The 25695-nt window shown below is 68.3% G+C and carries 26 protein-coding genes; 4 read left to right on the forward strand and 22 right to left on the reverse strand.

Annotated features, from left to right (window positions below; translation table 11 throughout):
• Nucleotides 1-48: 48 nt before the first annotated feature.
• The 3 genes from KIK15_RS01280 to KIK15_RS01290 form a co-directional block, all read right to left on the reverse strand.
• Nucleotides 49-408: a hypothetical protein gene (locus tag KIK15_RS01280; protein WP_214242357.1), complete on the reverse strand. Its 360-nt coding sequence runs from the start codon at nucleotides 406-408 to the stop codon at nucleotides 49-51.
• 70 nt (nucleotides 409-478) lie between these two features.
• Entirely contained in the window at nucleotides 479-1189 is a 711-nt protein-coding gene (locus tag KIK15_RS01285; RefSeq protein ID WP_214242358.1) for a TetR/AcrR family transcriptional regulator, read from the reverse strand.
• Nucleotides 1155-2441, reverse strand: a complete 1287-nt coding sequence (locus KIK15_RS01290) for an FAD-dependent monooxygenase (protein WP_214242359.1) — start codon at nucleotides 2439-2441, stop codon at nucleotides 1155-1157. The genes KIK15_RS01285 and KIK15_RS01290 overlap by 35 nt, the downstream gene beginning before the upstream one ends.
• 141 nt (nucleotides 2442-2582) lie before the next feature.
• On the opposite strand from KIK15_RS01290, the gene KIK15_RS01295 reads away from it, so the two are divergent.
• Nucleotides 2583-3155, forward strand: a complete 573-nt coding sequence (locus KIK15_RS01295) for a type II toxin-antitoxin system PemK/MazF family toxin (protein WP_214242360.1) — start codon at nucleotides 2583-2585, stop codon at nucleotides 3153-3155.
• 78 nt (nucleotides 3156-3233) lie between these two features.
• On the opposite strand, the gene KIK15_RS01300 is transcribed toward KIK15_RS01295, so the two are convergent.
• Genes KIK15_RS01300 through KIK15_RS01310 form a run of 3 tightly spaced genes read right to left on the reverse strand, consistent with a single transcriptional unit; the run spans nucleotide 3234 to nucleotide 6846 of the window.
• A complete protein-coding gene (locus KIK15_RS01300) occupies nucleotides 3234-4082 on the reverse strand; it encodes a transglutaminase family protein (RefSeq protein WP_214242361.1) in 849 nt (282 codons plus the stop codon).
• Nucleotides 4079-5065: an alpha-E domain-containing protein gene (locus tag KIK15_RS01305; RefSeq protein ID WP_214242362.1), complete on the reverse strand. Its 987-nt coding sequence runs from the start codon at nucleotides 5063-5065 to the stop codon at nucleotides 4079-4081. The genes KIK15_RS01300 and KIK15_RS01305 overlap by 4 nt, the downstream gene beginning before the upstream one ends.
• Nucleotides 5062-6846 carry a circularly permuted type 2 ATP-grasp protein gene (locus KIK15_RS01310; RefSeq protein ID WP_214242363.1) on the reverse strand — a complete coding sequence of 595 codons (1785 nt, stop codon included), beginning with the start codon at nucleotides 6844-6846 and terminating at the stop codon, nucleotides 5062-5064. Before KIK15_RS01310 ends, KIK15_RS01305 begins: the two co-directional genes overlap by 4 nt.
• Before the next feature lie 235 nt (nucleotides 6847-7081).
• On the opposite strand from KIK15_RS01310, the gene rpsT reads away from it, so the two are divergent.
• Complete coding sequence (rpsT, locus tag KIK15_RS01315; RefSeq protein WP_214242364.1) at nucleotides 7082-7342, forward strand: 30S ribosomal protein S20; 261 nt, start codon at nucleotides 7082-7084, stop codon at nucleotides 7340-7342.
• Between the two features lie 88 nt (nucleotides 7343-7430).
• Here rpsT and holA read toward each other — a convergent pair whose 3' ends face one another.
• From holA to KIK15_RS01380, 14 genes are all read right to left on the reverse strand, one after another.
• The gene (gene holA, locus KIK15_RS01320) at nucleotides 7431-8360 is read right to left on the reverse strand and encodes a DNA polymerase III subunit delta (protein ID WP_250324017.1); all 930 of its coding nucleotides are present in this window, start codon (nucleotides 8358-8360) and stop codon (nucleotides 7431-7433) included.
• Nucleotides 8263-9948, reverse strand: coding sequence for a ComEC/Rec2 family competence protein (locus KIK15_RS18665; RefSeq protein ID WP_307851684.1), 1686 nt, complete (start codon nucleotides 9946-9948; stop codon nucleotides 8263-8265). Before KIK15_RS18665 ends, holA begins: the two co-directional genes overlap by 98 nt.
• On the reverse strand, nucleotides 9929-11104 hold the full coding sequence (locus tag KIK15_RS01325) for a helix-hairpin-helix domain-containing protein (protein WP_250323882.1): 1176 nt from the start codon (nucleotides 11102-11104) through the stop codon (nucleotides 9929-9931). Before KIK15_RS01325 ends, KIK15_RS18665 begins: the two co-directional genes overlap by 20 nt.
• Before the next feature lie 100 nt (nucleotides 11105-11204).
• Nucleotides 11205-12059 carry a DegV family protein gene (locus KIK15_RS01330; RefSeq protein WP_214242366.1) on the reverse strand — a complete coding sequence of 285 codons (855 nt, stop codon included), beginning with the start codon at nucleotides 12057-12059 and terminating at the stop codon, nucleotides 11205-11207.
• Complete coding sequence (gene octT, locus KIK15_RS01335) at nucleotides 12056-12865, reverse strand: diglucosylglycerate octanoyltransferase (RefSeq protein ID WP_214242367.1); 810 nt, start codon at nucleotides 12863-12865, stop codon at nucleotides 12056-12058. The genes KIK15_RS01330 and octT overlap by 4 nt, the downstream gene beginning before the upstream one ends.
• 10 nt (nucleotides 12866-12875) lie before the next feature.
• Nucleotides 12876-13577 carry a histidine phosphatase family protein gene (locus KIK15_RS01340; protein ID WP_214242368.1) on the reverse strand — a complete coding sequence of 234 codons (702 nt, stop codon included), beginning with the start codon at nucleotides 13575-13577 and terminating at the stop codon, nucleotides 12876-12878.
• Nucleotides 13574-13936: a ribosome silencing factor gene (gene rsfS, locus KIK15_RS01345; protein ID WP_214242369.1), complete on the reverse strand. Its 363-nt coding sequence runs from the start codon at nucleotides 13934-13936 to the stop codon at nucleotides 13574-13576. The genes KIK15_RS01340 and rsfS overlap by 4 nt, the downstream gene beginning before the upstream one ends.
• A complete protein-coding gene (gene nadD, locus KIK15_RS01350; RefSeq protein WP_214242370.1) occupies nucleotides 13933-14766 on the reverse strand; it encodes a nicotinate-nucleotide adenylyltransferase in 834 nt (277 codons plus the stop codon). Before nadD ends, rsfS begins: the two co-directional genes overlap by 4 nt.
• A gap of 51 nt (nucleotides 14767-14817) precedes the next feature.
• Complete coding sequence (locus KIK15_RS01355; protein ID WP_214242371.1) at nucleotides 14818-16269, reverse strand: VWA domain-containing protein; 1452 nt, start codon at nucleotides 16267-16269, stop codon at nucleotides 14818-14820.
• Complete coding sequence (locus KIK15_RS01360) at nucleotides 16266-17183, reverse strand: MoxR family ATPase (RefSeq protein WP_214242372.1); 918 nt, start codon at nucleotides 17181-17183, stop codon at nucleotides 16266-16268. The genes KIK15_RS01355 and KIK15_RS01360 overlap by 4 nt, the downstream gene beginning before the upstream one ends.
• The gene (locus KIK15_RS01365) at nucleotides 17180-18502 is read right to left on the reverse strand and encodes a glutamate-5-semialdehyde dehydrogenase (protein ID WP_214242373.1); all 1323 of its coding nucleotides are present in this window, start codon (nucleotides 18500-18502) and stop codon (nucleotides 17180-17182) included. Before KIK15_RS01365 ends, KIK15_RS01360 begins: the two co-directional genes overlap by 4 nt.
• A 60-nt stretch (nucleotides 18503-18562) precedes the next feature.
• A complete protein-coding gene (locus tag KIK15_RS01370; protein ID WP_214242374.1) occupies nucleotides 18563-19267 on the reverse strand; it encodes an HNH endonuclease family protein in 705 nt (234 codons plus the stop codon).
• Between the two features lie 96 nt (nucleotides 19268-19363).
• The gene (gene recG / locus KIK15_RS01375; protein ID WP_214242375.1) at nucleotides 19364-21619 is read right to left on the reverse strand and encodes an ATP-dependent DNA helicase RecG; all 2256 of its coding nucleotides are present in this window, start codon (nucleotides 21617-21619) and stop codon (nucleotides 19364-19366) included.
• Nucleotides 21616-23343 (reverse strand): DAK2 domain-containing protein, encoded by a 1728-nt coding sequence (locus KIK15_RS01380; RefSeq protein ID WP_214242376.1) that lies wholly within the window; start codon nucleotides 23341-23343, stop codon nucleotides 21616-21618. Before KIK15_RS01380 ends, recG begins: the two co-directional genes overlap by 4 nt.
• A 94-nt stretch (nucleotides 23344-23437) precedes the next feature.
• On the opposite strand from KIK15_RS01380, the gene rpmB reads away from it, so the two are divergent.
• Together rpmB and KIK15_RS01390 are read left to right on the forward strand one after the other, a co-directional pair.
• The gene (gene rpmB / locus KIK15_RS01385) at nucleotides 23438-23629 is read left to right on the forward strand and encodes a 50S ribosomal protein L28 (protein WP_214242377.1); all 192 of its coding nucleotides are present in this window, start codon (nucleotides 23438-23440) and stop codon (nucleotides 23627-23629) included.
• A gap of 17 nt (nucleotides 23630-23646) precedes the next feature.
• The gene (locus tag KIK15_RS01390; RefSeq protein WP_214242378.1) at nucleotides 23647-24456 is read left to right on the forward strand and encodes an enoyl-CoA hydratase/isomerase family protein; all 810 of its coding nucleotides are present in this window, start codon (nucleotides 23647-23649) and stop codon (nucleotides 24454-24456) included.
• A gap of 34 nt (nucleotides 24457-24490) precedes the next feature.
• Here KIK15_RS01390 and KIK15_RS01395 read toward each other — a convergent pair whose 3' ends face one another.
• Both KIK15_RS01395 and KIK15_RS01400 read right to left on the reverse strand, forming a co-directional pair.
• A complete protein-coding gene (locus KIK15_RS01395) occupies nucleotides 24491-25168 on the reverse strand; it encodes a uracil-DNA glycosylase (RefSeq protein WP_214242379.1) in 678 nt (225 codons plus the stop codon).
• A complete protein-coding gene (locus KIK15_RS01400) occupies nucleotides 25168-25689 on the reverse strand; it encodes a gamma carbonic anhydrase family protein (RefSeq protein WP_214242380.1) in 522 nt (173 codons plus the stop codon). Before KIK15_RS01400 ends, KIK15_RS01395 begins: the two co-directional genes overlap by 1 nt.
• Between the last annotated feature and the right edge of the window lie 6 nt (nucleotides 25690-25695).

Below are 25695 nucleotides of genomic sequence, written 5' to 3' on the forward strand. Positions count from 1 at the left end.
GGCGCACGCCTCGAACGCCACCGGCCCGACGGGTGGAGGCGACGTGGTTCAGCGACGGGCCAGGCGCGGGCGGCCGATCTTCGCGGTGATCGAGCTGATGGCACCGGATTCGTCGAAGGTGAACGACTCGCGCACCGGAACCGCGAGGCGGTGCAGGGCGATCACGGTGAACGTCGCGTGCGCCACGCCGTCGGTGACAGTGGCGGCAAAATCCGCGGTACCCGAGATCGGGGCGAACAACGGCGACGTCCGCAGCGTGCGGATGATGTGGGCGCCGTCACGGCCGGTGGTGATGCCGTTCTCCACCCGACGGCAGTCCGGGGTCACCCGGACGTCGGAGGGGTCCTTCGTGGCGAGGGCATCGACGTAGGCCCGGGCGGCGGCGATGCGCTCATCGTCGGAGATCATGACCGATGACCGTACACCGGTGCATCCGCAGCCCGATGGCCCACGGGCTCGAACCCCGGTGACCACCCGCTCAGCACCGCCCCATCCTCGACAGCGTCTCCGACAGCACATCGACATGGGCGACGGCCGCACCGACCGCGTCGGCGAGCGCGGCATCCGGTGGCCGACGCTCACCGACGACAAGCGCCACGGCCTGCGCCAACGTGGCGGCGGGATCATCGACCGCGAGCGGATCTGAGTTCGTCGCGCCCAGCCGCTCGACGAATCCCTGCAGCAGGACATCGAGCACGAAGGCCTGTCGCCCGGGATCGGTGTCGGTGTCGATGATCCCGTGTCGCCGCCACACCGGCAAGATCGCGTCGAGGAGTGCGCGCGGCCCCGCCAACTCCACCATCTCGCGCGATCGAGGGTCATCGACCAGCCCGGCGAACACATCGCGGTCGCGGCCCAGGAACGCGTGCAGCAGCGGGAAGCTCTGGCTCGACTCCAACACGTGCACACAGAATCTCGACGGCATCACCGACTCGGCGTCGGTGAGCACCTGGCTGCGGTATCTCTTGTTGATCTCGGCGAGATCATCAGCCACCAGGCTGATGAAGAGGTCCTCCTTCGACGGCCAGTACAGGTACGCGGTGCCCTTGCCGACGCCGGCGACTCGCGCGATCTCGGCGACAGTGAGTCCCCGCGATCCCCTGCGTAGCAGGAGATCGCGGGCGGCCGCCTCGATCCGGGCGGCCTTGAGACCGTCAGGACGCGACAAGATCGGCTCGCGTGGCGTCACGTTCGCTGTCACCGTGCAATGCCTTGGGCAGTGGCGGCAGAGAGATCTCACTGTCCTTGCGCTTGTCGGCCGCACGGACCCACGGTGAACGGCGCAGCAACCACCCGACGACGGGAAGGAACAGCAGCTTGGTGGCCAACGACCGGTCCCCGAGCTCCTTGTAGGTGTGCGGGGTGAAGAACGGCCGCTGCACCAAGGCGTGCTCCTGGTAGAAATCGATCGTCGGTCGCATTGTCTGCTCCCACACCTCCAAGGCACGGTCCATGTTGTCGGGGTGGCGCTCGAGGGCGTCACCGAGCAGCACCGCGCCGGTGATCCCCGCCGACACACCCATTCCGGCGTAGAGGGTGACACACCAGGCCGCGTCGCCGACGAGGACCACTCGATTGTTGTGCCAGCGGTCCATCTTCACCTGCTCGACGGAGTCGAACAAGACGTCGTCGCCGGCCTTCTCCATCGCCGCGATGGCGTCGGTGAGGGTCTCGCCGAGCGGCTGGGGACCGAAGACCTCACGGATCCGATCCGCCGGCCGGTGGGTGAACTCGGCGTCGACGTCGCTGGTCTCGTAGGAGAACAACACGGTCGGGTTGTGGTCGGCGAATGCGAACAGCCACATCGATCTGCCCACCTCGATCAGAGCTGCACCTTCGCCCTTCTTCAATCCCTTGGGCGTACCCGGGAACTCGAACGCGGCGATGATGTGGTTGAGCCGATGCAGATACTTCTCGTGCGGCCCGAACGCCAGCCGCCGGACCGTCGAGCGCAGGCCGTCGGCGCCGACCACCAGATCGAAGCGCTCGGTCACCCGGGTGTCGTCGGCGGTGTTGTGCAGATCCACGTCCACACCGTCGGCGTCCTGCCGGATGTCGGTGGGGACGGTGGAGAAGCGAACCTCGACGTCGGCGGGCAACTTCGCCCACGCGGCCTCCTCCACGTCACCGCGGACCATCTGCCACGGCTCACCGGGCAGTGCGGTGTAGGCCAGACCGCGTGAGCGTCCGCCCTGGCGGTCGATGTCGAGGTGGACACCGATGTTGCCGCGGTCGTGCACCCCGTCGAGGATGCCGAGCCGGTCGGCCGCGCTGCGCCCCGAGCCGAACATGGCGATGAAGTACCCGCCGTCGCGACGCTTGCTCGCCTTCTCCACGATCACCGGACTCCATCCCGCCTGGAGCAGCCGAATCGCGGTGGCGATTCCACTGACTCCGAGACCGACGACCAATACCTTTCGCGTGCTCTGTGATTTCGTCATACCCCGATAGTACCACTGACCAATTTGGTCATTTGGTCATCCAATGCCACTGCTCATCCGATAAGCGGCCACCGTTGGACGCGGCGAGCGCACGGGCGCCACGCGACGTGGGTACACGCATGCACCCGCTAAGTTGCTCCCATGGCCTCATGGACGAACACCGCACTGCGTCTCGCGCGTCAGTACGGACCACGCCTCTTCGCCGAGCTGAAACGATCCGGTGCGCTGGACAAAGGCCGAGAGGCGATCACCGCTCGCATGGGAAGTGCCGCCGCCTCTCAGGCGCCGGCCCCGGGCCGACCGCCGGGACGTCCGGTCACCGAGTCTGCTCGACCCACGGCCGACCGCGCGCGGCGCATCGAGTACTCACCCACCCTTGACGGCGACGCCGATCCCGGCGAGATCGTCTGGACCTGGGTCACTTTCGAAGAAGACGCCAGCCAGGGCAAGGACCGACCGGTACTCGTCGTGGGCCGCGAGGGCGATCACCTCCTCGGTCTGATGCTCTCCAGTCAGGCCCATCGCGCCGACGACCCAGACTGGACCGAGATCGGTACCGGCAGCTGGGACGGTGGCCACAAGGTGAGCTATCTGCGCCTCAACCGTGTCCTCGACGTACCCGAGGCCGGTATCCGACGCGAAGGCGCCATCCTGGATCGCAATCGATTCGATGCTGTGGCAACACGTCTGCGCTCGGACTACGGCTGGAGCTGACCCCGCCCGGTTCGGTGCCCCACCAGTGAGTCCTGACCCCCAGACCGGATCGGTCGGCAGGGTCAGACTCGCGCAGGGTCAGGCCAGGCGGGTGATCTCCACGACGACATCGAGATCGGTGGCCCCGCCACCGGTGTAGATCCCCTTGAGCGGCGGCACATCTGAGTAGTCGCGCCCGATGCCGACCGAGACGTGTTGTTCGTTGACCGGCACATCGTTGGTCGGATCCCAGCCCCACCAGCCGCCGGTCCATGCCTCGATCCAGGCGTGGCTTTGGCCCTCGACCACCTTGTTGATGATCGCGTCCTGCGCCGGATGCAGGTAGCCCGAGACGTAGCGCGCTGGAATTCCCAAGCTGCGCAACATCAACAGGGTGAGGTGGGCGTAGTCCTGACAGACGCCTTTGCGTTCACTCCACGCGTCGACCGCGCTGGTGTGCACGCCGGTGGTTCCGGGCACGTACTCCATCTCGGTGTTGACGTAGGCGCACACCGCCTCCACCGCCGCCTCCGGGTCCAGGCCACGTGCGAGCTTCTTCGCGGTGGAGGCCAGGGAACGGTTGCGCGGTACGTATGCAGTCGGCACCAGGAACTCGTCGTACCGGTCGACGACGTAGGCCGAACGGATATCGTCGAACCCGAGTTGATCTGCGGCACTGGGACGTTCACCCGGCTCGGTCTCCACCACCGACGACCCGGACACCTCGAGCTCCTCATGGGGTGCGTGTAGGTCGAAGGCGGTGACCGCAGTCCCCCAGTAGTCGGTGTAGCGGTAGGAGCGGGTGGCGGGCACCGTCTCCACCCGGTTGACGATCACGTTTTGCCGCGCATCGCTGCGCGGGGTCAGCCGCGCTTCGTTGTAGGAGGAGGTGACCGGCGCGTTGTAGGCAAAGCCGGTCGAGTGGACGACACGCAGACGCCAGCTCACAGTTCACTCTCCTCGATGAAGTGGGATTCGGCGCTGCTCGCCCGGACATCGGCCCAGGCGACATAGGGCGTCACGTGGAAGTACTGCAGGGTCACTGCCTCGTTCACATCGCGACATGTCTCCTGCAACTCCAGTAGCCGACGCTGCAGGCCGTCGAGCAGCCGACCGGGCTGCATGAATTCCAGTGCGCTGCGCGCCCGTCCGAGCAGTCGCTGCGCCTCGGCCTGGGCCCCGACCCGACTGTTGGGTCGGTTGTCCAAATTCATCAGACACTCCTCGGCCAGCGTGATCGCATGGAACACCGACCGCGGGAACAACCGGTCGAGCAGCATGAACTCGACCACGCGGCTGGCGTCGAGGGCACCCCGGTAGGTGCGCAGATACGTGTCGTGGGCACCGGCCGAGCGCAACACGGTGACCCAGGTGGGCGAACCCGAGCGTTCACCGGCCCGCGACAACAACATTCGGATGGTCATGTCGACCCGCTCCACCGATCGCCCGAGCAGCAGGTAGCGATAGCCATCGTCGTGACTGAGGGTGGCATCGGCAAGACCGGCGAACATCGCCGCGCGATTCTTGACGTAGGTGAGGAATTCGTGGGGCCCGAGGGTACGTGCGGCGCGCTCGGCGTCGACCAACCCGTTGTGGGTGGTGTTGAGACACTCCCACATCTCGCTGCTCGTCACTTCCCTTGCCCCACGAGCATTCTCCCGCGCCGCGCCGATCGAGTCGACGATCGATCCCCGACCGTGCCGGGCGTAGGCCACCCGCTCGGTCAACGACCACACGTCGAGCTCGACGTCGTCGTCGTCGACCTCCATGCCCAGCACCTGCAGCACCAGTCGACAGGTCCGGTCCGGATCCACGGTGGCGTCCTCGAGCAACTGGTGCACCGCGACGTCGAGGATGCGCGCGGTGTCGTCGGCCCGTTCGACGTATCGGCCGATCCAGTACAGCGATTCGGCGTTGCGGGCCAACATCATCGGACATCCCCCATAGTGCCGAACGGCTCCGACCGCTGCTGTTGTTGTTGCTGCTGCTGTTGCTGTCCGGCCGCCTGTTCGGGACCCTGCTCGGTCTGATGCGCAGGCGGTAGGTCCTTGGTACTGACCAACTCCTCACCGCTGAGCTCGCGATCACCGGCCGAGGCCCGCGACGCCAGGACCCAGGTGTCCTTGGAACCACCACCCTGGCTCGAGTTCACCACCAGCGATCCCTCCGGCAGCGCGACCCGGGTCAGCCCGCCGGGCAGCACCCACACCGACTCACCGTCGTTGACCGCGAAGGGCCGTAGGTCGACGTGGCGCGGCGCCATACGGTCGCCCACCTTCGTGGGGACCGTGGACAGCTGCACCACCGGCTGGGCGATCCAGCCGCGCGGATCGTGACGCACCTTGCGCGCCAAGGTGTCCAGCTCTTCCTTGGTCGAGTCCGGGCCGAAGACGATGCCGTATCCACCCGAACCCTCCACCGGCTTGACGACCAACTCGTCGATCCGGTCGAGGACCTCTTCACGTTCGTCGTCGAGCCAGCAGCGCAGGGTGTCGACATTGGCCAGGCTCGGCTTCTCCCCCAGGTAGTACTCGATGATCTCGGGGACGTAGGTATAGACCAACTTGTCGTCGCCGACACCGTTGCCTACCGCGCTGGAGATGACGACGTTGCCTGCGCGGGCGGCGTTGAGCAAACCGGCCACACCGAGCATCGAGTCCGGACGAAACGCCATGGGATCGAGGTAGTCGTCGTCGATGCGGCGGTAGATCACGTCGACGCGTTGCTCACCCTCGGTGGTGCGCATGTAGACGACGTTGTCGCGACAGAACAGATCGCGCCCTTCGACCAGCTCCACCCCCATCTGCCGCGCCAACAGCGAGTGCTCGAAGTACGCGGAGTTGGCCACGCCCGGGGTCAACACGACGACGTTGGGGTCGGCCTCGTTGAACGCCGCCGAGGCCCGCAAAGCGGCCAGCAGTTGACTGGAGTAGTCGGCCACCGCCCGCACTCGCTGGCTGGCGAACAGGTCGGGGAACACCCGGGCCATGGTGCGACGGTTCTCCATCACGTACGACACCCCCGACGGCGAACGCAGGTTGTCCTCGAGTACCCGGAAGTCGCCCTGCTCGTCACGGATGAGGTCGATGCCGGCGACGTGGATGCGCACCCCGTTGGGGGGATTGATGCCCACGGCCTGGCGGTGGAAGTGCTCACAGGAGGTGATCAGTCGTTTGGGGACCACCCCGTCACGCAGGATCTCCTGTTCGCCGTAGATGTCGTCGAGGAACATCTCGAGTGCCTGCACCCGCTGGGTGATGCCGCGCTCGAGTTTGGCCCACTCACCGGCGGAGATGACGCGCGGAACCACATCGAGGGGAAACGGGCGCTCCTGCCCGGACAGCGAGAAGGTGATGCCCTGATCGACGAACGCCCGACCGAGGGCGTCGACCCGGGTCTCGAGGTCGTCCCACTCCGACGGCGCCAACGCCCTCAGCAGCCCCCGATAGGGCGATCGGACCTCGCTGTTGTCGTCGAACATCTCGTCAAAAGCGTTGGCGTACGGACCCTTGCTATAGCCGGCGAAGATCCCCTCCGCGTCACCCCTGCCGACACCGCGCGGCTTGGCGGTGGTCTTGCTCGTCGCCTTGCCTGCGGCTTTCTTGCCGGTGGGGGTCGCACGCTTGGGCGCGGTCGGTGCGGATTTGACCGCCCGTGCCCGGCCCGCGTCGGCGCGGGTGTCGGTGCGGTCGGCGGAGGTTCCGGGGCTCATGACATTCCATCGTGCTACACAGGCGACGACTCGGCAGGGTTGACGCATCCTCCGACGACGGATTTGGGCAGGTCGCAGTCTGGCTGGTAACGTCCATCGCTGGTGCTCAGCGCGTCGTCACTCCGGTGGCGACACTGAGCAGGCGAAGCATCGCCGATACGACTTCGATTCCCGCAAACCGTTGTCCGCCGTCCACTCACGACGCGCGACATCATCGATCAAGAGGTAGTGACCAGTGGCAAACATCAAGTCGCAGATGAAGCGGATCCGTACCAACGAGATCGCGCGTCAGCGCAACCAGTCGGTGCGCTCGTCGTTGCGCACCGCCATTCGCAACTTCCGCGCAGCGGTCGACGCCGGCGAGAAGGACAAGGCCGCCGACCTGCTGGTGAGCACCTCGCGCAAGCTCGACAAGGCGGCCAGCAAGGGCGTTATCCACAGCAACCAGGCCGCCAACAAGAAGTCGGCGATGGCCTCGGCCCTCAACAAGCTCTGATCTCATCCGGGTACGACCCGGCGAGACACCACTCACCCCGGGTGCCGTTCACACGGCGCGCGGGGTGAGTTGTCTCCCGCGTCGGGTGTCAGTCGTGACGTGAGGTGCGCAGTCCGGCGATCGTGGCCACCGCCCGCTGCACGCTGTAGTCGGCGTCGGCGGCTTGCCCCTTCACGTCACCGTTGAGGGCGGCCACCACACGCACGGCCTCGACCACGGCCGCGCTACTCCAGGCCTGGGCCTGCGATTTGACTGCGGCCACTCGTTTCGGTGACATCCCGAGCTCAGCGGCCGCGGTGCTCGAATCCATCCCGGCGACCCCCCGCACCCGGGCGATCGCGTGGACGGCCTCGCCAAGTGCATCGGCGATGAGGACCTGAGCCAAACCGTGGTGCCGGGCCCACGCCAGTGCCTCGAGCGCGGGTCCGGTCTTGCCGTCGACCGCGAGCGCGGCGATCTCGTATCCCTTGATCTCCGGTCGACCCGAGTAGTACCGGGTGACGGCTGCGGCGTCGACGCGTCCACCGGTGTCGGCGACGAGCTGACTGCACGCCGCGGCGAGCTCGCGCAGGTCGGCGCGCACCGACTCGACGACAACTCTCACCACCTCGGCGGAGACCTTGACCCCGAGGTCGGTGAACTCCTTCTTGACGAAGCGCATCCGGTCCTCGGGCCATTTCGGTGTCGCGCAGTCGTGCACGACGGCGCCTGCTGCCCGTAACGCCGGGACCATCGACTTCGCGCGCCCCCCACCGGAATGAGCCACGATCAGCGTGATGCCCTCGGGCAGGTGTGAGGCGGCCTCGGCGATGAGGGCAGCCGGTTCCTTACCCGCTTCATCCGCCGACTCGACGACCACCACTCTGTCCTCGGCGAACAGCGACGGGCTGAGCAACTCGGCCAGCTCAGGGGCTGCGACGTCACCGGCGCGTACGTGGGTCACCGGGATCTCCCCGGTCATGGCGTCCGGTGCTGCGGTGAGACCCTGGCCGATGGTGGCGATCGCCCGCTCGGCCAGGAAGTCCTCGTCGCCGAGGACGAGATGCAGTCGGTCGCTCACCCCGGACATGCTGCCAGAGACGCCCGACATCGTGAACGAGCCCAGACCGATCTCCCACCGGTCTGCTGCACCACCACAGTCCAGACCCCACCGCGACGGTGACCCCGAGCACCAGAGCGAACCCGCCGATTCCGTCGCCGACCGCAACGGTGGAGACCGGCAGGTTCGCGCACGTCCGCGCGGCATGCACCATCCACCACAACGACGGCTCGGTGAACCGGAGGACGATCTGGGACACCGTGGCCGAGAGCGGATCGACAAGGGCACCAACGGTTCCCAGCAGGGTGATTCCCACCACGGCCGGTGCGACGACGAGGTTGGCCACCACACCCACCACCGAGTACGTCCCGGTCACCATCGCCACCACTGGGGCGGTGACCACCTGCGCGGCCACCGCGACCGACAGCATCTCGGCTAACCCACGGTTGATCCCCAACCCGCACAAACGATCTCGGATCACTGGAGCCAACGCGATCAGTCCGCAGGTGGCCACCACCGACAGGACGAAACCGGGTGCCACCGCCAAGGCCGGCCAGATCGACATCACGACGATCACCGCCGTGCACAGGGCGGCCACCGACTCCGAACGGCGACGCGCCACCAGTGCGATCACCCCCACCACCCCCATCACCGCCGCCCGCACCACACTCGGAGACGGACGCACCAGGATGACGAATGCGACGATGGTCAGCAGCACGATCGCCGCGCACACGTACCGGCGCGCGCCGAACGTCCGGGCGATGATCACCACCGCCGCGCAGATGAGCGTGAAGTTGGCGCCGGACACCGCCACCAGGTGCGTCAGCCCACAGTCGCCGAAGTCGGTGCTCACCTGGTCATCCATCCCGGACGTGTCGCCGAGAACCATGCCCGGCAGCAGACCCGACTCCGGGGCAGGTAACGCGCGACGAGCCGACTCGGCGAAGCCGGATCGCACAGCGGACGCCCATCGTTGATGTGTCGGTGGCGGCGAGATCGCCTGGGGCGCAGTGGCGGTCCGCAGATCGGCGACGGTCAGATCGGCTCGCCGCGGCGCCACCACCGAGACGATGGCCCGCACCCGTTGACCCGGCAGCAGATCGATCCATCCGTCTGCGGGCGCGGTCAGGTTCGCTGCCACCGGACCGACCCGACGACTCGCCACATCGACACCGACCGCGACCCGCACCCGCGCCGGACCTCGACCGGACACCACATGCGGGTCATCGGAGACGACCATCACCACCGTGGCCTTGTGTCCGATCAGCCCGGCAACAGGGTGGCGTTCGACGACCGCCGTGCGCACCGTGATCGCACCCGCGAAGCCCGCACAGATGCCCGCGGTGGCGATCACCGCGAGCAGCGGTCCACGGCGGCGCGGCGTGCCGGCGGGTGCACGGCGCACCAGGATCAGGCCGACGAGAGCGACACCCGTGCTGCACGCGGCGAGTACCGCCGAGACCGTGGATCCGCCCACCACCCCGATCGCGGTCACTGCCCAACAGCCCACCGCCGGAGCGATGAGACGCCGATCGGGGCGTGGTGGATCAGACCGTGACGCGCTCACGCAGCTTCGCCAGCCGCGCGGGTCCGATCCCGTCGACCTCGCCGAGCTGGTCGACCGAGCTGAACTTGCCGTTGCGGGTGCGCCATTCGATGATCGCCGCTGCGGTCACCGGACCGACACCAGGCAACGCATCGAGTGCGGTCACATCGGCGGTGTTGAGGTTCACCTTCGCCGTCGCCTGCGGCGTCGACCCCGACCCGCTGGGTGTCGAGCCGGTGTCACCGCCCCCGCCGCCCGGGTTTACGGTATCGGGCGCATCGGGCTCCCCCGCCGACGACACGATGGCGCTGCGCATTCGGGTGCCACTGGCTGGATCGGTGAATCCGACCAGGATCTGGTCGCCGTCGCGCAACGGTCGAGCCAGGTTGAGGCTCAACACATCTGCACCGGGACGACACCCTCCGGCGCGGGCGAGCGCGTCGGCCACCCGCGCGGAGCTGGGAAGTCGATGCAGACCGGGAGAGCGCACCAGGCCGACCACGCTCACCACGAGTTCGGCGGGAGGCGCCGGTGAACCCGCTGCGCCGGGATCGGGAGTATCCGACACCGGTCCGCTCGTCCCCGAACCCGGTGGGGCTGCTGGAATCTTCGACGGGCCAGCGCTTTTCGGTGGCACACTGGGCCCCGCCGCACCGGCCGAGGCCGGGAACGCCACCAGCGGCGCGGCATCGTCGCCGGAACGACCGACCACGGCCACCACGGTGATCACACACGCCAGGACGCCGATGACGACCAATGCGATCGCGGCCGGCGGAGCGGGCCAGAAGCCATCGCCTCGGCGACGGCGCGTACCACGACGCTCACGATCGTCGTCGTCACGGTCGTCGTGAGGGTGATTGTCGCCGCGGTGGTCGTCGCCGTCCGGATCGTCGTCGCCGTCCGGATCGTCGCCGTCGATGTCTGCGGTGGGCCAGGGCGAACCGGAGCGGCCGCTGCGTTCGGTCTGTGGTTGCGAGGCACCCAGATCCAGCCAGGCGGGCATGCTGGCCGGCATCCACGACGGGTCGGGGTCCACGGCCGAGGGCACCCGCTGGACGTCGAACTCACGGTCGCCACCGTCGACGACGCTGCTGGGCACTGGTGCCCACGGGGGCGCGCTGGTGTGGAGGCGCGACAGAACATCGACGTCACGCTCTCGACCTGAGGAGATCGGCATGGTCGGACAGTAGGGCGCCGACACGGCGCCGACGGGGTCGATCTGTGCTCACCACCGCCGATCTGGGGACAGACCGACAACTGTGGACAACCGCGAGCACTCAGGGAGCGAAGCCGGCGATCGGCTCGAGGTCGGTGCAGATAGCCACCCCGACCGCGCCGGTGCCAACATGGGTACTCAGCACCGGCCCGAGGTCGGAGCGGATCAGCGATCGCACCGACAGTCGTGCGCAAAGTCGTTGGGCCACATCATCGCCCACCTCGGCAGCACCCGAATCCAACACCCCCAGGATCACCGGTCGCCGGTCGGCGACCGCGACGGCGGCGTCGATCATCTTGCTGATCGCCTTGGAGAAGGTGCGTTGCCGCTCGGCCAGCACCAGCGCTCCGTCGACCACTCGGAGCACCGGCTTGATCGACAGCGCCGAACCGAACACCTTGGTGGCCGCGCCGATGCGTCCGCTGGCGCGCAAGTTGTCCAACTGGGAGACACACAGCAGGGTCTCCGACAGCGATCCGGTCCGGATGGCCGCCTCGTAGGCACGGTCGAGGTCGGCGCCGCCTGCGGCGGCCTGCGCTGCGCCCAGTGCGGCGAACCCGACGGCCAACCCCACCGACCGACTGTCGACCACCCGGATCTGCCCGGGAAACGCCTCGGCGGCCAACCGCGCCGCGCTCCAGGTCCCGCTCAGGCGCCGACTCATCAGCACCGCCACCACGCCATCGCCGTCGCTGTCGGCCACCGCACGGGCCAACGCCTGGGTGATGTCGGCCGGAGAGACACCCGAGGTGGTGGTGGCAGGGTCGCTGACGATCTCCTCGGAGACCTCGTCGACCCCCTCGGCGAAGTCGGAATCACCGTTGAGGAGTCGCAACGCCACCTCGCGGATGTCGTAGAGCGCACGGATGGCTGCGGGCAACCGGGCCGAGGAATCGGTCACCACTTTGACGGTCACGGGTCCACCGTAGTGCGCTGCGGTCCGGACGCCTCGCCCGACAGCGCCGCGCGCACCCCCTCGATCACCACCTCCGACACTGAGCGATGGCAGTCGAAGCCCCAGTGGATCCCGTCGGGATTGTGATCGGAGGCCTGCCCCGAAGCGACGACCTCGGGGTCGACGGCCGCGAAATGTGCGGCGGTCGGAGGATAGAAGTCCAGCACCGGCACGCCCGCACGCGTGGCCCAGCCGCGCATGGCGACGGTGTGGCGGGCGCGGGCGGTGTGCACGTAGCCGTAGTAAGGGCTGCGATGGGTGGGCGGCAACGCCACCACCACGGGCAGGTCGGGACGAACCGCCACCAACGCACCGTGGATCTTCGACAGGTAGTCCACGGTCACCGCAGGCGGCAGTGCCAACGGCCACCCCAGCGGCGACAGTCGCGGCTGCAACCACCCGTACAGCGAACGCACCTGCTGGCGCACCGCGACCGGACGGATGTAGCGGATCTGTTCGCGCAGCGCGGTGGGCAGCGGCGACGGCAACGTGTCCATGCCACCGATCGCGATCACCACCGCGCGAGCGTGGCGCACCGCCGCCCACATCCTGGGATCCTGGGTCAACGCCCACCACGCGTCGCGGGTGGTCCACCCGATGCGGCCGAACAGCTCGGTGTGCATCCCGAGTGCCGCTCCGGCGAGGTTGGGCCAGATCCGTGGGTCGTCGGCGGGCAACCCACCCTCGGGACCGTAGTAGGCCAACGAATCCGACAGCACCAGAAGCGATCTGGCCGCCGGGGCTACGGGAGGTCGGGCATCGCTCACCGGGACGTACTCATTGGATCGCGGCGTCGGCGATCTCAGCCGAGGCGTTCCACACGTCCAGCCGCCACACCGGACGGTCCCCGTGCCCGCTGAGCTGCACCCAACTCGTGTTGGCCAGGCCGCCGAACACCGGCCACGAGGCCACCGGTAGCCCCAGCAGACCAGCGGTCAGGGCGGCGATCACTCCGCCGTGGGCCACCAACACCACCGGCGAGTCGGGATCGGCGCCCACACCCCAGTCCGATCGCGCAGCAACCAGTTCATCGACCAGCGGCACACTGCGGGCAGCCACGTCCACCCGACTCTCCCCGCCGGGCGGGGCCCAGTGGGCGTCATCCCGCCAGGTGCGTCGAGCGCCGGGCATCTGTTCGTCCACCTCGTGGTGGGTCAGACCCTGCCACTGCCCCAGGTGGGTCTCACGCAGTCGGATGTCGGTGGCCACGGACAGTCCGGTGGCCGCACCCAGTGCCGCCGCGGTGTCGCGGGCACGCCGCAGATCCGACGAGATGATCAGTCGCGGCGATCGGCGAGCCAACACCGTGGCGGCCGTGTTCGCTTGCGCCACACCGATGTCGGACAGGTCTGTGTCGAGTTGACCCTGCATTCGCGAGGTCGCGTTGTAGTCGGTCTGTCCGTGGCGCAACAAGATGAGTCGGCGCACCCTCGGCGTCAGACGCTCAACGCTGGTGTCGTGGCTGTCGGCTCCGCTCATCCGGTCGTCTCGACGTCGATCACCGGACAGTCCTTCCACAACCGATCGAGAGCGTAGAACTCTCGCTCCTCGCTGTGCTGGATGTGCACCACGATCTCGGCGTAGTCCAGCAGCGTCCAACGCCCCTCGCGCGCGCCTTCCCGCCGCAGCGGTTTGTGGCCGGCCTCGCGCAGCTTCTCCTCCACCTCGTCGACGATGGCCCCCACCTGCCGTTCGTTGCCCGCCGAGGCGATGACGAACAGGTCGGTGATGACCAACTGCTCGGAGACGTCTATCACCACGACGTTGTCGGCGAGCTTGTCCGACGCGGCCGCGGCGGCGATCGTGGCCATGGCCAGCGCCTCGGGTGTGGCTGTCACGAGAGTCCTTTCGGGAGGGGAGATTCGGTGCCGAGCGCAGCGGGCCGGCGGGAAGGTTCGCCGACGACGTGCTCGGGGTCTTGCGGATGCGCGGCCGAGACCGGGTCCGTGGAGGGACCCGACACCCCGCGGGTCTGCGATCCCGACGACCGGTAGAGCCGCCGCTTGCTGATGTACTGCACCACGCCGTCGGGCACCAGATACCACACCGGGCGGCCGTCGGCAGCGCGCCGACGGCAGTCGGTGGACGAGATGGCAAGCGCGGGAACCTCGATCAGATGCAGCGCATCGGAGGGCAGGTTCTTCAGGTGGCTGCCGAGGTGGGCAGTTCCGAGTTCGTATCCGGGCCGCGAGACGCCGACGAACCGAGCCAGTTCGAACAGTTCCTCCCATGAATGCCACGACAGGATGGAACTCAACGCATCAGCGCCGGTGATGAAGTACTGGTCGGCGTCTGGGTGCAGGCGGTGCAGATCGCGCAGAGTGTCCACGGTGTAGGTGTCGCCGTCGCGTTCGATGTCCACCCGACTCACCGAGAACCGCGGGTTGGCTGCGGTGGCGATGACCGTCATCAGGTATCGGTCCTCGGCGGGACTGACCGACGCTGTGGCGGGATCGTCGGCGGCCAGTTTCTGCCACGGACGCCCGGTAGGCACGAACACCACCTCGTCGAGTTCGAACCGATGTGCGACCTCGTTCGCGGCCACGAGGTGTCCGTTGTGGATGGGGTCGAAGGTGCCACCCATCACCCCGATTCGCCGGCGCCGCGGCGTCTGCGCCGACGCACCATTCGACACCTGCGCAGGCTGCGTGGGCTCCTCGGACGGCATGGCAGTCGAGTCTACGGTCACGTGTTCACCAGGCTTTCCCCGCGGACCGGCTCAGACCGGCAACAGGTCGGCGATGACCCGACCGAGCTGGCCTGCGTTGCGGCACTCGTGCATCTCGATGATGGAGGCGTAGTTGTCGGCCACCGAGTCACCGCTGCCCCACAGGTCACGCGCCTCGGGGTTGAGCCAGTAGGCGTGGCGAGCCCGGTCGACCAGCGCGCGCAGCGCCTCGTAGCGGGCATCGTGGTAGTTGTTGCGACCGTCGCCGAGGATGAGCAGCGCACCGCGGTGGGTCAGCGAGTCGATGTGGTGTTCGGCGAAACCCGACAGCGCATGCCCGTAGTCGGAGTGACCGTCGCGAGTGATCAGGCGGGCGGTGCCCAGCATCTGCCCCACCGCGCCGGCGATGTCGATGTCGTCGGGATTGCGCGCGAAGAAGTCGGTCACCTCGTCGACGCTGTCGACGAAGGCGAACACCCGGACCGCTGAGAAGTGTTGGCGCAGGGCGTACACCAACTGCAACGTGAACTGCGAGAAACCCGACACCGAACCGGAGACGTCACACATGATCACCAGCTCGGGCCGAGCTGGCCGGGGTCGCGCGTAGATCAACTCGACCGGGATACCGCCGGTGGACATCGAGGCGCGCATCGTCTTGCGCACATCGACCACTCCGCGCCGGGCCCGCCTGCGCCGCACCTCGAGCTTGGCGGCCAACAGCCGCGCGAGCGGATCGATCGTACGCCGCAGAGCCGCCATCTCGGCTCGCCCCGCGGCCAGGAACTCGATGTGTTCGGGCAGCGTGGGCACCCCGTATTCGGCGACCTGCTCGCGCCCTTTGCGCTCGGCCATCCGGCGCCGCGTCTCGGCCCCCACCAGCTCGCCGAACCGGTCGACCCGACCGGCAGCCGAACGTCGATAGCGAGCCTGGGTACCACCCTCGGCATCGCCCGCCGCGGCGGCCATCGCCGCGGCGATGGCCGCGATCAACGTCTGCGGCCGCACGGTCGACATCACCTCATAGGTGGAGAACGCAGGCCCGCGCGCCGACTGGTAGCCGCCGACCTGATCGACGATCTGCGAGATCATCGCAGCCAGCCGCCCGTCGTTCTCCGCGGTGTCATCGGCCAACATCTGCGCCACTGCCTGACGTACGCCCTCGACGTCGAGGCGGCCATCTGGTCGGGTCGGTAGTTCGTCCGCGCCCGAGAGTTTGCCGGCACCAGCCGGGAACCACAGGTCGAACACGGCATCGAACACCGGTCGCTGGCCCTGATCGGAGATCAGGGTGCACGCCAGACCTTCTCGAAAGCTGCTGCGGTCCAGCAGGTTCAACACCTCGGTGGCCGATGCGGCGTCGATCAGGGCCGCCGGCCCCACCACGATCCCCCGCCCCCGCAGATCCTCGACGAAACCGGTGAGGTGCCCGACGAGATGATCTGGGGCCCAACCGGTTCCGGCGGCGGTACGACCCGAGCGGAACGGGCCCAACGGTGAGGTCATCGATCCAGCTTCAGCTCCGCGGCCGCAGTGGCGAGGTCTGGGCGATGTTTGAGGACCACCCCGAGGGTGCGAGAGAGCAGGTCGTCGTCGAGTCGGGCCCGGGGCTGTTCCCCGATCCCCAACGCCAACAACGTGTTACCCCAGTCGATGGTCTCGGCCACCGACGGCTTCTTGCGCAGGTCGAGGGTGCGCAACACCCCGATGATCCGCACCATCTCCTTGGCCAACGACTCCGGAAGGCCGGGTACCCGCGAGGCCAGGATGGCCCGTTCGCGTTCGGCGTCGGGGAAGTCGATGTAGAGGTAGAGGCACCGTCGCTTGAGGGCCTCGGAGAGTTCGCGGGTGGCGTTGGAGGTCAGCAGCACGATCGGACGCCGGGTGGCCACCACGGTTCCCATCTCCGGAATGGTCACGGCGAAGTCGCTGAGCACCTCGAGCAGCAGACCCTCCACGTCGACATCGGCCTTGTCCACCTCGTCGATGAGCAACACGGTGGGCTCGGTGCGCGAGATAGCCCGCAGCAGCGGACGCGGCAGCAGGAACTCCTCGGAGAAGATGTCGGCCTTGGTCTCGTCCCAGCCGCGTTGCCCGGTGGACTGGATGTGCAGGATCTGCTTGGCGTGGTTCCACTCGTAGAGCGCGCGCGCCTCGTCGATGCCCTCGTAGCACTGCAGCCGCACCAGCTCGGCGGCCGTGGTCGTGGCGATCGCGCGCGCCAACTCGGTCTTGCCCACGCCGGCCGGACCTTCGACGAGCAACGGTTTGCCCAACCGATCACCGAGGAAGACCGCGGTGGAGGTCGGGGTGTCGGCGAGGTAGCCGGTGGCGGCCAGTCGGGTGGTGACGTCGTCGGTGTCGGCGAAGACCGGTTGAACACCGGGCCCGCTGAGGCCGATCGGAGACGGGTTGCTCATGGTCGCGTCTGCCCCTGTCCCCACACGATCCACTTGGTGGAGGTCAGCTCCGGCAGACCCATCGGACCGCGCGCGTGCAGTTTCTGGGTGGAGATGCCGATCTCGGCGCCGAAGCCGAACTGTTCACCGTCGGTGAACGCAGTGGAGGCGTTGACCATCACCGCTGCGGCGTCGACCCGGTCGGTGAACTCGGTCGCGGTGGCGATGTCGTCGGTGATGACCGCTTCGGTGTGGCCGGTGCCGTAGGTGTCGATGTGATCGATGGCCGCGTCGAGGCCGTCGACGACCTTCATCGCGATGTCCAGGGTCAGGTACTCCTGCGACCAGTCGTCCTCGGTGGCCGCGATCATGCCCGCCTCGTCACCGTGGATGGTGACCCCATGAGCCTGCAGCGCGGAGATGAGTTGCGGCAGTGCGGTGTCGGCGATGGCCGCATCGACCAAGACGGTCTCGGCGGTGTTGCACACACTGGGTCGTCGGGTCTTGGAGTTGACGATCACCCGCTCGGCGACGGCGAGGTCGGCGGTGGCCGAGACGTAGACGTGGCAGTTGCCGGTGCCGGTCTCGATGGTGGGCACCACCGCATCGCGTACCACCGACTCGATCAGCCCGGCCCCACCGCGCGGGATCACCACGTCCACCAGACCCCTGGCCCGGATCAATGCAGTGACGCTGGAGCGGTCCGAACTGGGCAGCAGCGCAACACAATCGGCGGGCAGGTCGGCGGCGATCAACGCCTCGCGCAGTACGCCGACCAACGCTGCATTCGAGTCCGCCGCCGACGACGACCCACGCAGCAGCACCGCATTGCCAGACTTCAGCGCGATGCCGAAGGCGTCGACGGTGACGTTGGGACGGGCCTCGTAGACCATTCCGATGACGCCCAGGGGAACGCGGACCTGGCGCAGCACCAACCCGTTGGGCAGGGTCTTGCCCGCGAGCACGTCACCGATCGGATCGGGCAACCCGGCCACCTGACGCAGGCCGTCGGCGATGCCCGCCACTCGCTCCTCGGTCAGGGCCAGCCGGTCGAGCAGGCTCTCCGACGTCCCGGCGGCCACCGCCCGCTCGAGGTCGACTGCATTGGCCGCGAGGATGGCTGCGGTCCCCGCGATCAGCCGGTCGGCCGCATCGTGGAGCACCGCATTCTTGGTGGCGGTGGTCTGTCGAGCCAGGATTCGGGCCGCGGTCCGAGCGGCGCGGGCGGCGGTGTGCACTGCGGCGGTCACGGCGTCGGTGTCGGGGTTCAACGGATCGGGGCCGACATCGGCCGGGTCGCGATCGCCTGCGCGCTGGGCATCAGCGGTGGGTGCGCTCATCCAGCCAGCCTAACGGGATCGGTCACGGCGTCGGCGACGGCGCGTGGAGATACGCCCGCATCAGCACCGCCGTAGCGCGCGCTGCAGGACCGCCACCGAGGCAGCGTCCACCGACAACCGGTAGGTCGCGGTGACGGTCACGAACTGCACCGCGTACTGGCAGGCGAACGTGGTGGCCCGCGGCATCCACGACGACGGCGGGGAGTCGCCTTTGTCCTGGTTCGACGGCCCGTCGACGGCGACGAGGTTGGCGGGGTCGTTGGCGAATCGGGCGCGCAGCGACGCCGACCAGTGCGAGGCCCCCATGTCCCAGGCGTAGGACAGCGCGACGATGTGGTCGATCTGCACGTCGGCGCCGCTGCCCCGGCCACGTCGGAACGCAATCCAGGCTCCGGTGTACGGGCTGCGCAATTCGCCTTCGGCCACCGCACGGCCGCACGAGCTGAGCGCCACATAGGTCTTGTCCGACAGATCTCTCTCGAGGATGTCGTTGCGGGTGTCGCACCCGTTGCCCGCAGCTTGAGCGTCGGTCTCGTCGGTCCAGGCGGCTCCGAATGCGGCGCGGTCGTAGTCGCGGTCGTGCACCCGCTGCGGCAGTCTCGGTAGCGACACCAGCGCAGAACGCGCCGCCGCCACCCGCTCGGTGGGCACCCGAGCGCCGGTGTGCGACGTCGGCGTCACCGTCCCGACAGCGACCACCACCGAGACGGCCGCGAAACCCACCAGCGCGATCCACGTGCGGATGGTTATCGGCCGTCGACCCATGGCTGCCCCCCTGCCGCACGCACGTCCGTCTGCAATCGGTCACTGATTGGACGTGGGCCGACCGCGACCGGTTCCACCGGACGCGGGAACTCCAGGTCAGGACTTTTCGAGATACTGCGCGCGCGTCGTGCCCAGCATGGCCTCGACGAGTTCGATGAGTGCGGGATGCTCGGCCAGAGTCGGATCGGCGGCCACGATGCTGGTGGCCAGCGCGCGCGCGTCGGTGATGATCTCGGCGTCGTCGAGCAGCGACAGGAAGCGCAGCGAGGTGGTCATGCCCGACTGGGCAGCCCCCAACACATCGCCCTCGCGCCGCTGCATGAGATCGATTCGGGCCAACTCGAATCCGTCGATGGTGCCGGCGACTGCCTGCAGACGGGCGATCGACGGCGAACCCTCGGCCAGCGACGTACGCAGGAAGCAGATCCCGGGCAGCCCACCCCGCCCGACCCGACCCCGCAGCTGATGGAGCTGGCTCACACCGAAACGCTCGGCGTCGACGATGACCATCGTGGTGGCGTTGTGTACGTCGACACCCACCTCGACGACCGTCGTGGACACCAGGATGTCGATCTCGCCGCGGGTGAAGGCATCCATCACCGCCGCCTTGTCCTCCGCCGGTAGCCGACCGTGCAGCAGGTCGATCCGATGACGACCGACCGTCGCGCCGGTGAGCTGATCGAGCATCTGCAGCGCCGAGGTCATCGGTGGACCGCTCGGCGGCTGCGCCTCGGGCTCGTCGTCGCCGATACGCGGACACACCACATAGACCTGGTGCCCGGCCATCACCTGCTCGTCGACGATCTCCCACAGGCGTCGTTCCCATTTCTCCTTGCGGGCGAACACCACGTTGGTGGAGATCGGTGCGCGTCCGGCGGGAAGCTCACGCAGGGTGGAGGTCTCGAGGTCGCCGTACACCGTCATGGCCACCGTGCGCGGGATCGGGGTTGCGGTCATGACCAGCATGTGCGGGATCAGACCGTCACGGCCCTTGTTGCGCAACGTGTCCCGCTGTTCCACGCCAAACCGGTGCTGTTCGTCGACCACGATCAGACCAAGGTCGAAGAACTCCACGTGGTCCTCGAGCAACGCATGGGTGCCGATCAGGATGCCCGCGGTGCCGGTCACCACCTCCAGCAACGTGTCACGTTTGGCTGCAGTCTTCATCGACCCGGTCAACAACGCCACCCGGGTGGCGCGCTCGGGTGCCCCCAGTTCACCGGCACACGCCAACAGACCCAGCATGGACCGTAGTGTCCGATGATGTTGTACTGCAAGCACTTCGGTGGGTGCCAGCAGTGCGCACTGGTAGCCGTTGTCGACCAACCTCAGCATGCACAACAACGCGGCCAGCGTCTTGCCCGAGCCCACCTCGCCCTGCAGCAGCCGGTTCATCGGCTCGCCCAGCGACAGGTCGGCGCAGATCTCCTGGATCACCGCGCTCTGCCCGGCGGTGAGGGTGAACGGCAGCTGCGCGATCATCGCGTCCTCGATGCCGTCGGCCACACGCTCGATGACCGGAGCACGATGACCCCGGTCGGCGCTGCGCCGTTGGGCCAGGCCCACCTGAAGAGCCAGCGCCTCATCGAATTTCAAACGCTGGGTTGCCGATTCGATGTGCTCGGCGGTGTCGGGCAGGTGGATCAGCCGCAAGGCCTCGTCGGCCCCGATCAGCCCGCGCGCCTCCCGCTGCGCCGGGTCGAGCGGGTCGGCGATGGTGTCCACCTGCGCCAACACCTGACGCACCGCGGTCCAGATGTCCCAGGTCTGCAACGCACGAGTGGCCGGATAGACCGGTAGGAACGGCCGCAAGAACTCACTGCTGTCCAGGCGATCAGACTCCTGCGCACCCGAATCTGATCCGATCTCGGCGGCATCAGCCGAACCGGCCGCCATCGCGGTGAGCATTGCCGAACCGACCATCTCAACCCCAGATCCCGGCTCGGGCAACACCATCCAGTCAGGGTGGGTCAACTGCATCTCGTCCCGGAAGTAGCCCACCTCCCCCGACACCATGAACCGCACCCCGGTGGTCAACACACGGGCGATGCCGTACGGGTTGAAGAAGGTGACGCTGAAATTGCGGGTGCCGTCGTTTGCCTTGATGGACAGCAGCTTTCCCTTGCGGTTGCGCATCTGCCGCAGGTCGGCCTTGACGACCCGCGCCACCAACGTCACGTGCTCGCCCACCTCGGGGGCGCGCTGCGCCGACAGTTGACCCTGGCGCACATAGCGGTGTGGGACGTACCGCAGCAGTCCGCCGACCGTGCGCACCCCGATCTGCTCGGCGAACACGCCGGCGCGCTTCGCGCCCAGAACCGTTTCCAGGGAATCGAATTGACCGACGCTCACTCCACCCCCACCTGCAGCACCTCACCGGGCTGGCCGGCCGGGTAGGCCACGAACTCCACCCCCGGATGCGCCAGCGCCACGTGCTCGCCCAGTGCGTCGATCACCCCGTCGGCGATGTCGGCTCCGGCCAGCACCGTCACCAGTTCCCCACCGGTGCTGAGCATCAGGTCGACCAGCGCGGTGGCTGCTGCGATCTGATCGGCTCCGATCACCAGGATGTCGACGCCGATCAGCCCGAGGTGGTCCCCCACCTCACACATGCCGGCGAGCGTCAACATCGGTTCGGTCGCGATCACCACCGACCCACGCCGGGTGGCGGCCGCTGCCTCGGCCATCGCGTAGGCATCGGCGTCGGGAGCCGCGGCGATGTCATGGACGGCCAGAGCCGAAAGACACTGCACCATGGACAAAGTGGGCAGAAACACCACAGCGCGATGACGGGACCGTGCGTCAGCGGCCACCGTCACCAGATCAGGCGAGGGCAACGCACCGTTGGCCATCACCACGACGTGGGCGGCATCGACGGCCAGGATCTCGCGAGCCAGCGTGGCCGCGTCGAGACCCTCGTCGGCTCGAACCACACTGGCGCCGGCGTCGGCGAACAGCTCCGCGGCGTCATCGCCGGTGACCACCGCGATGACCGAGCGAGCGCGCGAGGCGGGCCGATCGTCGGGATCGGTGGTTGCACGCACCGAGTCGAGCACGAAACAGGTGATCCGGATGTCACTGACCCGGCCCACCTCGATCCCAGCTTCCACCGCCGCCCCCGGCTCGCAGGTGTGGACGTGCACCGAGAAACGTTCGGTGTCGGGAGCCGAGCTGTCCCCGACGATCACCACCGCGTCGCCGAGATCGTCGAGCCGCTCGCGCAGGGTGGGGATGCCGGTGGCCTCGGCACCGTCGAGGGTGAACATCACCTCGAAGTCCATCTCCGACGCCGGATCGCAGCCGGACTCACCCACCGCATGGCCGACCGGGTCACCGCCCCCGGCGAGCACACCGCGGTATCGCCGCCGCCGCGCACTGACCCCGGTCAGCACCTTGACCATCGCGTCGACGACGACCAGCAGACCACGACCGCCGGCGTCGACCACGCCCGCGCGCGCGAGTTCGGGCAACTGCTCGGTCGTTCGATCCAGACCCTCGGCCACGGCATCGGCCACCGCGCGGGCCAGATCAGCCGGGGTCGCCTCACCGAGTTCACCGGCAGCCGCGGCCGCCGTACGCAGCAGGGTCAACACCGTTCCCTCGCGGGGATCGCTCAGCGCCCGGGTGGCGGCGAGCGCGGCCAGCCCGAGACCCGAGGTCCACAGTCGGTTGAAGGTCACCGCACCGTCGACCGCGTTGACATCGGCGGCATCGGCCAGCCCCACCAGCACCTGCGACAGGATGATCCCCGAGTTACCGCGAGCCCCGCTCACCGCGCCGTCGGCCGCTGCGCGCACCACGGTCGGCACATCGGCCTGCACCGGGACGGCGGCCACCGCGGCCGCCGCCGCCGACATGGTGTGCAGCATGTTGCTGCCAGTGTCGGAATCGGGGATGGGGAACACGTTGAGGTCGTTGATCTCCCCGCGCACCTCGGTGAGACCGCGCACCGACTCGGCCAACCAGTCCCGCACCAGGCCCGGATCCAGGGCGGCAGAGCGGGGCGCGACGGGCCCGTCGGTCGCGGTGGGGGCCGAGTCCACGCCGGGGACGGCATTTGGCCCGATCGGGTTCATACCGCTATCCTTGCAGGGTTGTCGAGCGGCGGACCGAGGGTATCGGTGAGTGGCTCGGACACCGATCATGTACCCAAATCTGAGGAGTTCGACGATGGCTGCCGTCTGTGACGTCTGCGCCAAGGGGCCCGGCTTCGGCAAGTCGGTCTCGCACTCGCACCGGCGCACCAACCGCCGCTGGAACCCGAACATTCAGACCGTTCGCGCGCAGGTGGCTCCCGGCACCCGCAAGCGTCTGAACGTGTGCACCTCCTGCCTGAAGGCCGGCAAGGTCACCCGCGGCTGACCCGCGATCACCCACGGATGAGCACTCTGGCCAGCAGCTACGAGAGCATCGATCTGTCCGACGGCGTACTGACCGTCGCCATCTCCGCGCCCACGGGCGGCAACGCGATCACTCGCAGTGCCCTGCTCGAGGGCGCGGAGGTCTTTGCCGAGGTGGCCGCCGGGCGGCACGCGGTCGGCGCCATCCTGCTGGTCGGTCCAGGCGCCAACTTCTGCGCCGGTGGCGACGTACGAGCGTTCGCCTCGGTCGAGGACCGACCCACCTACATCCATGAACTGGCCGACCGGCTACACGACTTCGTGCTCGCACTGCACGCCACCGATGTGCCCGTGGTGGCCGCGGTCCACGGATGGGCTGCCGGCGCCGGGATGAGCGTGGTCTGCCATGCCGACATCGCCATCGGCGGACCGGGGACCTCGATGCGCCCGGCCTATTCGGGGATCGGACTCACCCCCGACGGTGGGCTCACCTGGACGCTGCCCCGCATCGTGGGCACCGCACGCGCGCGGCAGATCATCTTGACCAATGCGATCGTCACCGCAGGGCAAGCCCTGGAGATGGGTCTGCTGGCCCAGGTGGTCGACAGCGACGACGAGATCCTGCCCACGGCCCAGACCGTCGCCCGGACCCTGGCCGACGGGCCCCGGCGCTCGCTGCGGGCAGCACGGCAGCTGTTGTCGGCGAGCCCACAGCGCACTCTGGCGCAACAGCTTGCCGCCGAAGCTGATTCGATCGCCGCCCGGTCCGGTGAGGACGTGGGCATCGAGGGCATCAACGCCTTCATCGAGAAGCGTCGCGCCGACTTCACCGCAGCCAACGACGCCTGAGGCGGCCGCCTCAGGGTGCCGAGTTGGTTGCAGGTCAGGGCAATCGCCAGTCGATCGGCTCCGCCCCGGCTTCGATCAAGGCAGCGTTGGCGCGGCTGAACGGGCGGGACCCGAAGAATCCGCGTGCAGCCGACAGCGGTGACGGATGCGGCGAGGTGATGGTGGCGACCCCGGGCAACCAGTTCGCGGTGGCCGCCGCGTCTTTCCCCCACAGGATGGCGACCAGCGGTTGATCACGGGCCGCCAACGCCGAGATGGCACACTCGGTCACCGATTCCCACCCCTTACCGCGGTGTGAACCGGGGGTCCCCGGGGAGACGGTGAGTACCCGGTTCAACAGCAACACCCCAGCCTCGCTCCACGGCGTGAGGTCGCCGGTCTGTGGCCTCGGAAACCCGAGGTCGTCGCAGTACTCGGTGAAGATGTTGTTCAACGAACGCGGCACCGGACGCACGTCGGGGGCGACCGAGAAGCTCAGTCCCACAGCATGACCCGGCGTCGGATAGGGATCTTGGCCGACGATCAGAACCCGCACCCGGTCCATCGGCGCCTCGAACGCGCGCAGTACGGCCGCACCCGCAGGCAGGTAGCCGCGCCCCGCAGCCATCTCGTCGCGCAGGAATCGACCCATGTCGGTGATCCTGGAGGCCACCGGGGCCAGCGCTGTAGCCCACGTCGGATCCATCAGCTCCGACAGCGGCTTGGGTGCCATCAGTCGATCCGCCGCAGATGCTCGCGGTAGTACCGCGCATTCTGGTGGTAACCGGCCACGTTGATGTCGAGATGGCCTTGCGCCACCTCAACACCCGGCCGGATCTTGGCCGGCACCCCGAGCGCCATCGCCCGCGCGGGTACGTCGAAGTCGAAGGGCACCACCGCGCCTGCCCCGACCACTGCGCCATCGCCGACGCGAGCGCCGTTGAGCACCACCGACCCAGACGCGATCAGCACGTCGTCTCCCACCGTCGCGCCCTCGACGTGAGCGTTGTGGCCCAGCACGCACCGTGCGCCGATGGTCGTCGGGTGCACAGGGGTGCAGTGGACGACCGTGCCGTCCTGCACGTTGGTCATCTCCCCGACGGTGATGGTGCCGTAATCACCCCGCAGTACCGCTCCGGGCCAGATCGACACTCCCGCAAGCAAAGTGACCGCTCCGATCACCGTGGCTTCGGGGTGGACGTATACGTCGTCGGAGATCACCGGGACTCGGTCGGCCAGTGCGTAGATCGCCATCGGCCC

The sequence above is a fragment of the Williamsia sp. CHRR-6 genome (assembly GCF_018474015.1).
Taxonomy (GTDB): Bacteria; Actinomycetota; Actinomycetes; order Mycobacteriales; family Mycobacteriaceae; genus Williamsia_A.

Coding starts and splice junctions, on each gene's coding strand:
- rpmB (WP_214242377.1), top strand. CDS start 23,438: ATGGCTGCCGTCTGTGACGTCTGCGCCAAGGGGCCCGGCTTCGGCAAG.
- KIK15_RS01390 (WP_214242378.1), top strand. CDS start 23,647: ATGAGCACTCTGGCCAGCAGCTACGAGAGCATCGATCTGTCCGACGGC.
- KIK15_RS01340 (WP_214242368.1), bottom strand. CDS start 13,577: ATGAGCGGAGCCGACAGCCACGACACCAGCGTTGAGCGTCTGACGCCG.
- KIK15_RS01295 (WP_214242360.1), top strand. CDS start 2,583: ATGGCCTCATGGACGAACACCGCACTGCGTCTCGCGCGTCAGTACGGA.
- nadD (WP_214242370.1), bottom strand. CDS start 14,766: ATGCCGTCCGAGGAGCCCACGCAGCCTGCGCAGGTGTCGAATGGTGCG.
- KIK15_RS01305 (WP_214242362.1), bottom strand. CDS start 5,065: ATGATGTTGGCCCGCAACGCCGAATCGCTGTACTGGATCGGCCGATAC.
- KIK15_RS01365 (WP_214242373.1), bottom strand. CDS start 18,502: ATGAGCGCACCCACCGCTGATGCCCAGCGCGCAGGCGATCGCGACCCG.
- KIK15_RS01380 (WP_214242376.1), bottom strand. CDS start 23,343: ATGAACCCGATCGGGCCAAATGCCGTCCCCGGCGTGGACTCGGCCCCC.
- KIK15_RS01395 (WP_214242379.1), bottom strand. CDS start 25,168: ATGGCACCCAAGCCGCTGTCGGAGCTGATGGATCCGACGTGGGCTACA.
- KIK15_RS01325 (WP_250323882.1), bottom strand. CDS start 11,104: ATGCCGATCTCCTCAGGTCGAGAGCGTGACGTCGATGTTCTGTCGCGC.
- KIK15_RS01355 (WP_214242371.1), bottom strand. CDS start 16,269: ATGACCTCACCGTTGGGCCCGTTCCGCTCGGGTCGTACCGCCGCCGGA.
- KIK15_RS01400 (WP_214242380.1), bottom strand. CDS start 25,689: ATGGCGATCTACGCACTGGCCGACCGAGTCCCGGTGATCTCCGACGAC.
- KIK15_RS01290 (WP_214242359.1), bottom strand. CDS start 2,441: ATGACGAAATCACAGAGCACGCGAAAGGTATTGGTCGTCGGTCTCGGA.
- KIK15_RS01280 (WP_214242357.1), bottom strand. CDS start 408: ATGATCTCCGACGATGAGCGCATCGCCGCCGCCCGGGCCTACGTCGAT.
- KIK15_RS01360 (WP_214242372.1), bottom strand. CDS start 17,183: ATGAGCAACCCGTCTCCGATCGGCCTCAGCGGGCCCGGTGTTCAACCG.
- KIK15_RS01370 (WP_214242374.1), bottom strand. CDS start 19,267: ATGGGTCGACGGCCGATAACCATCCGCACGTGGATCGCGCTGGTGGGT.
- KIK15_RS01310 (WP_214242363.1), bottom strand. CDS start 6,846: ATGAGCCCCGGAACCTCCGCCGACCGCACCGACACCCGCGCCGACGCG.